The 11,931-nt window shown below is 59.5% G+C and carries 11 protein-coding genes; 5 read left to right on the top strand and 6 right to left on the bottom strand.

Features of this window, described 5'->3' with window-relative positions:
- Positions 1-28: 28 nt before the first annotated feature.
- Together QNM96_RS01500 and QNM96_RS01495 are read right to left on the bottom strand one after the other, a co-directional pair.
- Positions 29-466 carry a universal stress protein gene (locus tag QNM96_RS01500; RefSeq protein WP_283834235.1) on the bottom strand — a complete coding sequence of 146 codons (438 nt, stop codon included), beginning with the start codon at positions 464-466 and terminating at the stop codon, positions 29-31.
- Between the two features lie 154 nt (positions 467-620).
- On the bottom strand, positions 621-1,148 hold the full coding sequence (locus QNM96_RS01495; protein ID WP_283834234.1) for a metal-dependent hydrolase: 528 nt from the start codon (positions 1,146-1,148) through the stop codon (positions 621-623).
- 173 nt (positions 1,149-1,321) lie between these two features.
- On the opposite strand from QNM96_RS01495, the gene QNM96_RS01490 reads away from it, so the two are divergent.
- Complete coding sequence (locus QNM96_RS01490) at positions 1,322-1,915, top strand: DNA-3-methyladenine glycosylase 2 family protein (protein WP_283834233.1); 594 nt, start codon at positions 1,322-1,324, stop codon at positions 1,913-1,915.
- A gap of 59 nt (positions 1,916-1,974) precedes the next feature.
- On the opposite strand, the gene QNM96_RS01485 is transcribed toward QNM96_RS01490, so the two are convergent.
- The 4 genes from QNM96_RS01485 to QNM96_RS01470 form a co-directional block, all read right to left on the bottom strand.
- Positions 1,975-4,677, bottom strand: coding sequence for a cation-translocating P-type ATPase (locus tag QNM96_RS01485; RefSeq protein ID WP_283834232.1), 2,703 nt, complete (start codon positions 4,675-4,677; stop codon positions 1,975-1,977).
- A gap of 204 nt (positions 4,678-4,881) precedes the next feature.
- On the bottom strand, positions 4,882-6,225 hold the full coding sequence (locus QNM96_RS01480; RefSeq protein WP_283834231.1) for a RimK family alpha-L-glutamate ligase: 1,344 nt from the start codon (positions 6,223-6,225) through the stop codon (positions 4,882-4,884).
- Between the two features lie 178 nt (positions 6,226-6,403).
- Complete coding sequence (locus tag QNM96_RS01475) at positions 6,404-7,873, bottom strand: flippase (protein WP_283834230.1); 1,470 nt, start codon at positions 7,871-7,873, stop codon at positions 6,404-6,406.
- 277 nt (positions 7,874-8,150) lie between these two features.
- Complete coding sequence (locus QNM96_RS01470) at positions 8,151-8,903, bottom strand: GNAT family N-acetyltransferase (RefSeq protein WP_283834229.1); 753 nt, start codon at positions 8,901-8,903, stop codon at positions 8,151-8,153.
- A gap of 108 nt (positions 8,904-9,011) precedes the next feature.
- Here QNM96_RS01470 and QNM96_RS01465 point away from each other — a divergent pair, with 108 nt between their 5' ends.
- The 4 genes from QNM96_RS01465 to QNM96_RS01450 all read left to right on the top strand — a co-directional run bounded on the left by QNM96_RS01465 (position 9,012) and on the right by QNM96_RS01450 (position 11,929).
- The gene (locus QNM96_RS01465) at positions 9,012-10,097 is read left to right on the top strand and encodes a succinylglutamate desuccinylase/aspartoacylase family protein (RefSeq protein ID WP_283834228.1); all 1,086 of its coding nucleotides are present in this window, start codon (positions 9,012-9,014) and stop codon (positions 10,095-10,097) included.
- A gap of 154 nt (positions 10,098-10,251) precedes the next feature.
- On the top strand, positions 10,252-10,683 hold the full coding sequence (sdhC, locus tag QNM96_RS01460; protein WP_283834227.1) for a succinate dehydrogenase, cytochrome b556 subunit: 432 nt from the start codon (positions 10,252-10,254) through the stop codon (positions 10,681-10,683).
- Entirely contained in the window at positions 10,683-11,051 is a 369-nt protein-coding gene (locus tag QNM96_RS01455; RefSeq protein WP_283834226.1) for a succinate dehydrogenase, read from the top strand. Before sdhC ends, QNM96_RS01455 begins: the two co-directional genes overlap by 1 nt.
- Positions 11,051-11,929: a succinate dehydrogenase/fumarate reductase iron-sulfur subunit gene (locus QNM96_RS01450; RefSeq protein ID WP_283834225.1), complete on the top strand. Its 879-nt coding sequence runs from the start codon at positions 11,051-11,053 to the stop codon at positions 11,927-11,929. Before QNM96_RS01455 ends, QNM96_RS01450 begins: the two co-directional genes overlap by 1 nt.
- The last annotated feature ends 2 nt before the right edge of the window (positions 11,930-11,931 follow it).

Here is an 11,931-nt window from a genome sequence, read left to right as displayed (position 1 = left end):
AGTGACGAATTAACTCGAGATCGCTCGTTCACGCGGTGAATACGGGTATCTCGAGCGAGCCGACGACCCGATTGGTGGTCGAGCCGACGAGCGGCTTATCGGGGTCCGATCGCCCGCGTTTTCCCATCACGACGAGATCGATATCGTGTTCGTCCACGTACTCGAGGATGGCCTCGAGCGGCGTGTTCGCCGTGACGGTCGTAACGCAGGGTACTTCAGCTTCCGCGGCGAGATTTTCGATTTCCGTGACGAACGTTTGTCCCTTCTTCTCGAGGCGCTTTCGCGTTTGCTCGATATCGCTCGGCACCGCAACGTAACTCACGTCGCCCATGTTCATCGCGTACAGCACGTGCAGGGTTGCGCCGTTCCGTTTTGCGAACCTAATGGCCTGCTCTGCGCCTCTCCGTGCGGATTTACTGCCGTCGGTCGGAACGAGGATGTCGTCGAAATCGCCTTCGTTCTCCATAGGTGTTATCGCACGTCAGACTAGGTAATATTTGCCTAGTATTCCTGTTAGAAAGATTATCACGACTTACGTTTCGTCACCGCGGGGTTGCTCGTGGATACTGTCCGATACGTAGTGGCTTCCCCGGAACGATTGGAGAAGTCGGCGTGACTCCTCACCCGAAGAACCGTCGCCGAATCGCTTCGACACCCGGCCGGCCGTCGTACCACCAGAGCCCGATACCGAAGACGAAGATGACCGCCTCAAGCCAGAGCGTCGTTACGTCGACTCCGACGACCGTTCCCAGCGGCTTCGTGCCGGTATAGGGCGGCATGTCGGTAATCGGCCAGAGGAGAAAACCCAGTTCGTGGTAGTCGCCCGAAACGAGGTGCCAGGGAATGTCAGTTGCGATGTGTGAGAGGTACCCGATCGCGAAAGCCACGCCGAGTACGTTCCTGTTGGATCGTCTGGCCAACGCCCAAACGACGATGATGAGCGGAACGGCAAAGAGGAGCGAGTGCCCGATCGTTCGCCCGACCGCCACCATGTCGGCTGCGACGAGGGGTTTGTCGATCAAATCGGCGAGCGCCGCACCGGCGACGGCCGCGAGTGCGCCAGCTTCCGACGGCGCTCGATCGTCTCGCCACCTGGTGAACGCGGCGTAACAGATGTAGCCGACGACGAGGTGAACGACTGGCTGCATTCGTCTTCGAGAACCACGTTCTCACTGAAAAATTCGAGGCCGGACGGGTGGTTCGGATCCGCTATTATCCCGTCGCCTTCGCTTTCAGCCGGTCTCACCGACGGAAGGGACCGAGAACGAAATCGGACCGAGACATACTTGCCTTCCCGAGCCCTCCCACCGTTTCACCAGAGATGATGGAGGAAGCAAAACAGGTACTGCGTCAGGACCCCGTTATGGCGGAGATCGTCGACAGACATGATCCGTATATCGAACCGAACTGGACGGCCTACGAACGCCTCTGCATCTCTATTATCAACCAGCAACTCTCGACGGCGAGTGCGGCCGCCGTTCGAGAACGCGTGTTCGACCTCCTCGAGGACGAGGTGACGCCCGCTCGAGTACTCGCCGCGGACGAAGCGGCGCTTCGGGATGCGGGACTGTCCGGAATGAAAGTCGAGTACATCCGAAACGCCGCTCGAGCGTTTCAGGAAAACGATTATACGAGGGCTGGCTTTGCGGATCACTCCGCCGACGAAGTCGTCGACCGGCTTACCGAGATCAAGGGGATCGGCAACTGGACGGCGCGGATGTTCCTGCTGTTCGTACTGGAACGGCCGGATATCCTGCCGCTTGGCGATCTCGCCGTCCGCCGAGGGATCGAACAGCTCTACGGCGACGGTGCGGAGATGACTCGAGCAGAGATGCGCGATATTGCCGAGCAGTGGCGGCCGTACCGGTCGGTTGCGACGCGGTATATCTGGGCCGAGTACGAGTCCGCAAAATAGCCGGGAGAGGACGAGCCCGCAAAATAACCGGGTCAGGTTCGATCCGAAGACTAGCCGTTCTACTCGTCGATAAGGGGACGCGACGAGTTCGCAACGATGAGGAGACTGCTCGTAGCCACGGCAACAGTCGCGAACAGCGGGTTCAGCACTCCCATTACCGCCAGAGGGATCACAAGCGCGTTGTAGACCAGCGCCAGCCCGAGGTTCTGCGTGACGCGCCGGCGTGCGGCGGTCGACAGGGCGAACGCCCGCTCGACAGCGGTGAGATCGTCGTCGACGATCGCCAAATCCGCCGCGTCGGAGGCCAGCGCGGTACCGCTCCCCAGCGCGATGCCGAGGTCGGCCTCGGCGAGCGCCGGGGCGTCGTTCGTTCCGTCTCCGACCATGGCCACGCGGTTCTCGCCGTTCAGACACCGGATCGTCGCCGTCTTTCCGGCCGGCGGAACGCCCGTGAACACCCGATCGACACCCGGATGACGATCGAAGAAGTCGGTCGCCGTTTCGTCGTCCCCGGTGAGGACCACGACCTCAACGCCATTATCGTTCAGTTCGGTGACCGTTTCGTCCCACTCGTTCCTCGGTTCGTCGCCGACGATCACGACGCCGTCTGCACGCCCGTCGGTCCCGACGACGACCGGGAGTCGCCCGAATTCTCGGGCGCTCGAGACTCGGGCGCAGAGTCGATCGTCGAGGTCCCATCCCCGTTCCCGAAAGAGTGCAGGATGGCCGACGAGTACCGCGCGTCCGTCGACAGTTCCCTCGACGCCGGTATCGTGGCTTCGAAAGTCGCGAACTCGGCGTTCGTTTTCGTTCGATCGCTCGTCCGTAAAGCCGCCGTCGGGCCGTTTCGAGGCGTCTTCTCGAGGTATCGGCCTCACCGCGAACTCGGCCTCGATAGCCGCCGCTGCCGGGTGCGATGCCCGCCGTTCTACCAGCCCGGCAGCTTCCAGTACGTCTTCGGGAGCGTCTGCCTCGAGAACGGTCATCTTGCCCGTCGTGAGCGTTCCCGTTTTGTCGAAGACGACGATGTCGACGGCCCGAAGCCGTTCGAAGACGGTCTCGTCGAAGACGACGATCCCTCGGTCCATCGCGTCTCGGATGCTCGAGGCGACCGAAACCGGCGTCGCGAACCCGATCGCCCACGGACTCGAGACGATAACTGTCAGGAGAACGCTCATCGCGATCGTCACCGGACTCGCTTCGAGAACGAACAGCGTCGCACCCACGACGGCCGCAGCGCCACAGACGACCGGAACGAAGAGTCCGGCAAGGTGGTCACCGCGTCGCTGGACGCCGTGATCCGCGCTTTGGACGTTCCAGACGACTCGGGTTAGTCGATCGATGCTACTCGTCGTCTGCTCTCCCACCCGAACAACCGCGGCGTCGTTCGTGACGACCGAGCCGCCGATGACGCGTTCTCCGGGCGCTTTCGAAACCGGGACCGATTCGCCGGTGACGATCGCTTCATCAACCGTACACGCGCTCTCGAGCAGTACGCCGTCGACCGGGATCCGTTCTCCTCGTCGAACGAGCACTCGATCACTGGACTCGAGTTCCTCGACGGGGACCTTGCTCGTTCCGCTCGATTCGAGCAAACGGGCCTCCTCAACCTGTGAAATCGTGAGATCGGTGAGGCGATCGATCGCTCGCCGCTTGACCGTCGCCTCGTAGAAAACCGCGGCCATTATCACGGCTGCGACGATGATCGTCAGATCGTAGTAGACGTCGTTCCCGCCGAGCAAAAAGGAGAGTGTGCCATAGATGTACGCACAGGTTATCGTGAGTGCCGCGAGCAGGTGCGTATTCGGTCGTCTCAGTCTTAGACTGATGTACGAACCGCGCAGAAGGGGCATTCCGGTCAAGTAGAGGACGGCAGCCGTCAACACGAAAAACAGGGGGAGAAACAACAACCCCTCGAGGTTCTCAAAGGCGCCTTCGTACAGGGACAGCATCCCCCAATCGGTGATAGACGCGAGATACACCGGGTACAAGATCGCGACGTAGGGAACCAACAGGAACGTTCCGAACACGACGCCCACGATGTAGCGTATCTCGAGCATGTCATCGGTCCGGCGTTTCCGGAGGCCGGTCATTTCCCTCGAGCGCTGAGTTGTACCTGTCGCGGTCTCTCCCTCCTCGCTCGAACGCTGTCTTTTGTCTCCTTTGCCCGTTATGTCCGATCGAAGGTATGCGGTATAGCCGACCCTACTCAGCGCGTTCTGCAGTTCGGTTTCCGAGATGCGCTCGGGATCGTGATCGACCCGTACCGTTTCCGTAACGTAACTCGCGGCGACGCGCTCGACGCCGTCGCGTGCCCCGGCGGTTGATTCTAAGAACGCTTCACAGGTCACAGAGTGCATGCCGTCGACACGGAAGAACGTTCGAACGATTTCGGTCGCTTGTCGATCGTTCGATGCTCCTGAATCCTCGCCCTGAGAGTCCGGCTGATCGTCGTCGCCCTGAGAAGCTGTCTCACCGTCGTTCCGGGAGGCTGCCGAATCCTCGCCGACGGCGAGATTGCGGTTAGCGGAGGCGTTGTGAGGAGTACCAGTGGGCGCACCGAGTACGTCGTAGACGTCGCTACAGCCGGACGAACAGAACGCGTCGTCCGAACCCGCTTCGGTTGAAGGGGTGCCGAGGGAATCGGTGGATAGGTCGTCCGACGGATCTGTGGATAGCTCGTCCGGCGGATCGGTGGATGGACTCTCCAGTGCAGTTCCACACAGGAGACAGCGGTTACACTCCATTCGTCGATCACTCACGCATTCGTACTCTGTGCTTTCGAACGCAATAACAGTGCTTGGTGATCAATCAGTGAGGGGAGTGGAGGTGGCGTGAATCGAAACGAGCGGGAGTCAGAAAGCGATGAACGATTGGGGGAGCGCTCTCTCGAGCTTTCGCTTTTGAGGGCGAAGTCTCGCAGTCGATGTCCCCAATCGATCTCGCACAATCGACGTGGTTACGCGTTATTCTTCCTCTTCGGGCGTATCGGCCACGTCGCGATCGACGCGTTTGCTCACGTCGACGCGGTAGTTCTCGAGAATGTCGCGCCCGAGCAAAACGGGGTAGTCCATGTGGCTCCGGTCTTCGACGCTCGCGGTGACGGTGTGGCGGTTACCGCCGACGCCGACCACGATATCGACGACGGGTCGGCTCTTCGACGTTTTCGAACTTCCCGATTTGATTCGCGTGACCGACTTGATCGGTCCTGCGCCGATGTCGGCGGCGAGACTCGTATCGATGCTGGTTCTGGTCGCGCCCGTGTCTGACTTGGCGAGGACCGATTCCGAGCCGCTGGTTCCCGAGAGGACGATTTCCTCCGTGTAGCCGATGGTGGCCGGTTTGTCGTTGACCATCGCCTGCTCGGGGGGACGCGCCAGCGGCTGGGAGTCATCGAGCGTTCCGGCGAGCTCCGCGACTCGATCATCGTCGACGGAACCACCCGCGTGTTCGATGGCGAGTTTCGCGATGTAGGGTGCCGGGCTGACGTGTGTCGCTTCGTACAGCCCCTTGAAACCGGCCGTCGGGTTGACCTCGAGGACGAACCAGCCGTTCTCGCCTTCGACGAGGTCGACGCCGGCGTAATCGAGACCGATCGCGGCCGCGGACTGTCTGGCTATCTCGCGGGCGCTCTCGGGGAGTTCTTCCGTGGCGTCCTCGACTGCACCGCCCAGTGCGACGTTGGTCCGCCAGTCGTTATCGGGCGCATACCGATACATCGCCCCGATGATTTCGCCACCGACGACGTAGATTCGGACGTCGCGGTGGCGTTGGTCGTCCCGGTCGATGAGTTCCTGCAAGAACGCGTATCGGTTGCCAACTTTGGCGTTGATGACGTCGTTGGGTCCGACTTTCCAGGTACCGCCGCCGTGGGTTCCGATCGCCGTCTTGTAGACTGCTTCGTCGCCGTACTGCTGTCTCGAGTCGTTGAGTTGATCGCTGTTGAGTGCGAGCAACACGTCGGGAACGCGAATGCCGTTCGTCGCGAGCGCGCCAGCAGTTGAGAGTTTGTGGACCGCCGTGAGTACTGGCCCTGGCTCGTTGAGCATCGGAACCAGTTGCGAGAACGTATTGACGAGTCCGAGCTCTTCGCAGGGCTGTTCGGTATTCGAAAGTAACATCCGATTTGCAATAACGTCGACATCGGGCTCGAGAAAGATGGTGCCGTCCTCGACGCGAACGCTCGTATTTTCTTCGCGAAGCCACTCCGTGTCGTGACCGAGCGCTTCGACGGCGTTGAGTATCGCTTTCGTCTCCTTGCTCGTGTGAAGGCTGAGCACCCCAACCGTAACGGGATCGCTTTTAGGCATACCACATGAACACCGAGAATCCGGAAAAGCGTTGGTAGTGGTTTCAGCGTGCCGGAACGTCAGCAGGTGAATACGCTTTCGAACGCGCTGTCAGCGTCACAGGGTCGATTGTACCTATTCACCGGTTTGTCGCCAGAGCTGGGTGGCGAATGGCCGGAAGTGACGTACGACCGACATATTAGGTGACGATGGATCGAACCTCTCTAAGATCGAGTAGTCCACTCGCGATAGCCAGCACGCCCCAGGTGACGACGCCGAGCGCGATCGCACCGAACAGCATGAAGAGGTTCGATATCAGCGGCGTGACCAACAGGACGGTCACGGCCATCCCACCGGTTATGGCACAGATACTCCCGAACGAACGGGCCAACGAACCGATCCGGAGCGATAGTTCGGTGTGGACGATGTAGAGGTTGACCAGCACGTACACGGTGTGCGTGATAATCGTCGCAATTGCGGCTCCGACGACGCCGATCGTCGGAATGAGGACGATGTTGAGTCCCAGATTCGCGATCGATGTCCCGCCTTTCGCAATCGCACGGGCTCGAGCGCGCCCAAGATAATCGAGACTATCGCTCGTGAGGTTCGTAACCGCCTGCAGGACGATGAACAAACAGAGGATCTGCATGACCGGCACGGCACCTGCGTACTCGTTTCCGAACACCATCGTCATGAACGGTTCCGCGACCAGCGCGAGCCCGACGGCCGCGGGCACGTATAGCAACATCGCGTTCGTCAGCGCCATCTCGTAGATTCGGCGCGCATCCTCGAGTTGCCCGGCGGCTTTCTGCTCGCCGAAATTCGGCGATATCGTAAAGCCCAGCGACTCGGCCGGGGCGAGGACGAAGTCCGTGATTTGCTTTGCGAGCGTGTAGAAGGCGACCGCAACCGGGTTGAGAAAGACACCGACGAGGACGATGTCGATCTGTTTGTCGATAACGTTCGCGCTCCGAGTCGCCGTTAACGGAACGCTGTACTCGAGCAATCGACGCGAGAGGCCATCTTCGTACACCTCTGCGGCTTCGGTCGGTTGATAAAATTTGTAGTAGAGAATCGCGAGACCAATTACCGCCGCAATCGCGTAACCGACGATGTATCCGAAGAACGCCCCGAGGGCACCAAGCCCGGCGAGGACGAATCCTACGGCGAAAACCAACCGAGCCGCTCCGCTGATCGCCTGAATCGCGGCGCTGTAGACGAGCTGGTTGTACCCCTGAAAAACGATCTGTGCGAACACGTTGAAGGAGTTAACCGTAATGTAGATCACGCCCGCCGCGAGAAACGGCGCGACTCCCGGATCGCCGAGCGCGACTGCGATCTGGTCGTGAAAGAGCAATAGCGTGTACGCGACGATGGCAATCACGACGAGCTTGGCCGCGACGGTCGTCTGCAAGAGATGCGGTATCTGTCCTGGATCGTCTTCTCGGTACTCTGAAACGTATCTCGCCGCTGATTTGCCCAGACCGACGTCGGCGAACAACTGCACGACCGCCAGAATGCCGATCGCCCAGTAGAGTTCGCCGTACCCTTCCGGGTCGAGTAGATAACTGGCGAGAAGGAACATCAACAGTGCGCTCGAGATCATGTAGACAGCTCGAGCGACGAGCGTCGCTTTGAATCCTCGGACGATGTGCTCCTGTCTATCCATTTATCAGATGTGCTCCCGTTCGTTCGCAGAGTTCGGTACGATGCAGTCGTGAATTAGCCGTCCGATGCACTCGTGAACCAGCCGGTGGATGATCGATACAGTGAACCACAGTCCGAATTGGGCAATTGTAATGGACTCACAACAGTCAGAAATATCGTACTACATTGAACTCCCACGATAGCTGATGGACCGGCCTTCGATCGGCTCGGTGCTCTCGAGTGGAGCGCACAGACAAGCACCGTCTACTGGAGGAAATGCGGAGAAACCGGTCCGTAATCTACAGATACGAGGCGTCCCAGCGCGTCGCTTTCCGACGGTTTCCACAATTGTTACACTCGATACGCCCCATTGTGTCCATCGCGTTGTCGATCGAGTCGCAGTTGCCACAGAGCCAGCCGTATCGCTCTTCGAACTCGTCGGTCCCGTAGGCGGAGTAAAACGGTGATTTCGACCCGCGGGCCGCTTCGCCGTAGCTCACGTAGACGTTCTCGCCGTCGATCTCGAGTTGATCGACGGCATCCCACCCCTCGTCGCTCTCGATATCGGCTTCCGCGTAGACGTTCTCAGTGAACGTTTCGTCGCCGATTTCAACCTCCCGCTGGCCCGCTTGCTCGAAGCCGTGGTCCTCGTAGAACTGGTTTCCACCCTCGTTGTCCGTGAGGACGAAACAGCGGACCTGATCTGCGCCCTCCTCGAGGAGGAGTTCGCGCGTTCGGACGAGCAATCGGACGCCCACGCCGCTCCCGCGGTAGTCCGGGTGGACGTGCAACCAGAGCAGTTGTCCGGTACCGTAGCGCTGGCCGACCAGCACGCTCTGAGAGAACGCCATGAGTTCGCCGTCGCGTTCGACGACGATGAACAGGGTGTGGTTATCGTTGACGTCCTCGACGAACGACTCTCCGTACCATTGCTCGAGCGCATCGTCAATCGTTTCTTCCGATAGAAAGTCAGTATACAGCGAATTGAGCGAGGCTCGAGCAATCTCCCGAATCTCATCGACATCGTCTTCAGTCGCCTCACGAAGATCCATGCTCACTACTAACATGCCCTCGTACAAAACATATGCCCTCGGGGGGAAATTTCGCGAACGGTTTCGAACAGCGGTACACGTTTCATACCGGACGACGACAGGGAGACCATGACGGATGAACGGACGGCCGACCCAGCCGACACTGATGCGTCCGGCGAGGCCGACGACGTCTTTACTTACAATGGTGGTCGAGTCGATCCCGGCGAGTCGGTAAATATCAGGTATGGAATCAGCGAAACGTATCTCGGCGATCCTGTTCGGATTCCGGTAACAGTCGTCAACGGACAGCATCCGGGGCCGACAGTGTTTCTTTCGGCGGCGGCCCACGGCGACGAACTCAACGGCATCGAAGTCGTCCGAGAAGTCGCCCATGACTGGGATCACACGAAACTCCACGGAACGCTCATTTGCCTCCCCGTAATGAACGTCCCCGGCTTTCTGGCCCAGGAACGATATCTGCCGATCTACGACAGGGACCTCAATCGGTCGTTTCCGGGACGTGAGGGGTCGACCAGCGCTCGACGGATGGCCCACCGAATTTTCACGAACTTCATCGAGCCCTGCGACCTCGGGCTGGACTTTCACACCTCGACTCGAGGACGGACGAACATGCTCCACGTCCGCGCGGATATGGAGTACGGCGACATCGTCCGGCTCGCCAACGCGTTCAGTTCGAACGTCATCATCGACGGACAGGGGCCGTCGGGAACGTTGCGACGGGAGGCGACGGACGCCGGCGTTCCGACGATCACCATCGAAATGGGCGAAGCCCACCGGTTTCAGCGCTCGCTCATCGATCGCGCGTTGACGGGTGTTGCGAGCGTGCTCGCCGAGTTCGGACTCCACCGAGAGTCGTCCGTTCACTGGCCCGGGTGGCGCATCCTCATCGACGATACTGACGAAAAGACGTGGTTGCGCGCCGACGCGGGAGGGATGGTCGATATGAAACACGGCCGCGGCGAACTCGTCCGGGAGGGCGACGTGATCTGTACGATCACGGATCCGTTCAAAGAAGAGGAAGACATCGTCTCCGTCGAAGCGCCGTTTACCGGGTTGATCGTCGGCGTCCTCGAGAACCCCGTGGTCTATCCCGGCAACCCACTCTGTCATCTCGTCGGTCTCAAACCGGAGACGCGCACCGCCTTAGAGCGCGAGCGAAACAACGCCGATCCGCTGTTGAGTTATCTCGAATGACTCAGGGCCGTTTCGTTGACCACGGATTCGATCTTCTATCCGAGTTGTTTCAGACTCACTCCCGCCCGAGTTGTGTTTTGTCCGTTTCTGTACCCGCTTCGGAATCAAAGAAGTAACTTCTATACCCCCGCAGGCTAACCCACCACATGAGTGTATGAGTCAGTCTTACAATCGCGGTCTCATCGAGGACTTCGGTCGGTGGAAGGAGTTCTCGGCCGGGATGTGGGCGTGGATTTTTCACAAGTTCACCGGGTGGATGCTTATCGGCTACCTGTTTACCCACATTGCCGTATTGAGCACAGCAATCGGTGCAGCGGATGGACAGATGATGATGCTTGCCGGAGAGGAGGTAAACGTCTACACGGGGACGATCCAGGGACTCGAGAGCCTCTTTATTATTCGTGTACTGGAAGTCGGACTGCTCGCGGTCGCAGTCTTCCACATCTTGAACGGGGTGCGACTCCTGATGGTTGATCTGGGAATCGGTCTCGATTCGCAGGACAAGAGCTTCTACGCCTCCCTTATCCTCACGGGCGTCATTACCGTCGCGAGCGTACCGACGTTCCTTCAGGGGGTGGGCTTCTAATGGCAGAACGGTACTCCTCGTTTACGCCCGGCGGAACCGGCTGGTTACTCCAGCGGATCACCGCGGCGTTCTTGATAATCGTTCTGGCGTTTCACTTCTTCCAACTTCACTTCGTCAATCACGCCGCAGAAGTTACCTTCGCCGGGACCCAAGCGCGGATGGAAAACGTCGGGTACTTCCTAGCGATGGTGTTGTTCCTGATCACGGCCGCGTTCCACGGCATCAACGGTATCTACAACGCGCTGGTCAATCAGGGACTCTCGGGCACCCCGAAAAAGGTCGTCTTCGCCGTCTTGGCGCTCTCGGGTGTCGCACTCGTCGCACAGGGTATCTACGTTGCAATCGTCATGGCAGGGGTGAGCGTCTAATGAGTACACAACAGCAAGAACAACCGGAAACCCAAGAGGCACCGAAAGATCCCGAAATGAAGGGACAGCAGTCGCCACAACAAGAGCGACTCGACAAGAAAGAACAGGGACTGGCCGAAGCGGAGTCCGTCGACGAATCCGACGTCGAGGGAGAGTCGGTTCACCTGAAGGTCTTTCGCTACGACCCGGAAGTGAGCGGAAAGCAGGAACCCCGTTTCGACGAGTTTCACGTCCCCTTCGAGAAGGGGATGACCGTCCTCGACGCGCTGATCTTCGCGCGCGACGAGTTCGATTCGTCGCTAACCTTCCGCCACTCCTGTCGGCAAGCGATCTGCGGGTCGGACGCCTTCTTCATCAACGGCTCGCAGCAACTCGGCTGCAAGACCCAGATTTCGGACCTCCAACAGCCGGTTCGCGTCGAACCGCTTCCACATCAGGAGGTCGTCAAGGATCTCGTCGTCGACATGGATCACTTCTACGACCAGATGCACGCCGTCGAGCCCTACTTCCAGCAGGAGGACCTTCCCGAGGGCGACCTCGAGGAACAACGACAGCCTCGCGAAAACCGCGAGAAGGTCAAGATGTCTACGCGCTGTATCTGGTGTGGCGCGTGTATGTCCTCGTGTAACATCGCCGCCGGCGACAACCAGTACCTCGGTCCGGCCGCGATCAACAAGGCCTACAAGTTCGCGATGGACGAGCGCGAAGACGAAGAGATCAAGGAGCACCGACTTCGGATCTTAGAGCAGGAACACGGTGTCTGGCGCTGTCAGACCCAGTTCTCCTGTACCGAAGTGTGCCCGAAAGACATCCCACTCACGGAGCACATTCAGGAGCTCAAACGTGAGGCAGTCAAGAAAAACCTGAAATTCTGGTAATA

This window comes from Halostagnicola sp. A-GB9-2 (assembly GCF_030068615.1).
In the GTDB taxonomy this organism is placed as follows: Archaea; Halobacteriota; Halobacteria; order Halobacteriales; family Natrialbaceae; genus Halostagnicola.
This window is presented reverse-complemented; position numbering and strand designations above follow the sequence as displayed.

Bases quoted from the DNA above. Each gene is read 5' to 3' on its own strand.
- QNM96_RS01500 (WP_283834235.1), bottom strand. From the start codon at position 466: ATGGAGAACGAAGGCGATTTCGACGACATCCTCGTTCCGACCGACGGC.
- QNM96_RS01495 (WP_283834234.1), bottom strand. From the start codon at position 1,148: ATGCAGCCAGTCGTTCACCTCGTCGTCGGCTACATCTGTTACGCCGCG.
- QNM96_RS01490 (WP_283834233.1), top strand. From the start codon at position 1,322: ATGATGGAGGAAGCAAAACAGGTACTGCGTCAGGACCCCGTTATGGCG.
- QNM96_RS01480 (WP_283834231.1), bottom strand. From the start codon at position 6,225: ATGCCTAAAAGCGATCCCGTTACGGTTGGGGTGCTCAGCCTTCACACG.
- QNM96_RS01475 (WP_283834230.1), bottom strand. From the start codon at position 7,873: ATGGATAGACAGGAGCACATCGTCCGAGGATTCAAAGCGACGCTCGTC.
- QNM96_RS01470 (WP_283834229.1), bottom strand. From the start codon at position 8,903: ATGGATCTTCGTGAGGCGACTGAAGACGATGTCGATGAGATTCGGGAG.
- QNM96_RS01465 (WP_283834228.1), top strand. From the start codon at position 9,012: ATGACGGATGAACGGACGGCCGACCCAGCCGACACTGATGCGTCCGGC.
- sdhC (WP_283834227.1), top strand. From the start codon at position 10,252: ATGAGTCAGTCTTACAATCGCGGTCTCATCGAGGACTTCGGTCGGTGG.
- QNM96_RS01455 (WP_283834226.1), top strand. From the start codon at position 10,683: ATGGCAGAACGGTACTCCTCGTTTACGCCCGGCGGAACCGGCTGGTTA.
- QNM96_RS01450 (WP_283834225.1), top strand. From the start codon at position 11,051: ATGAGTACACAACAGCAAGAACAACCGGAAACCCAAGAGGCACCGAAA.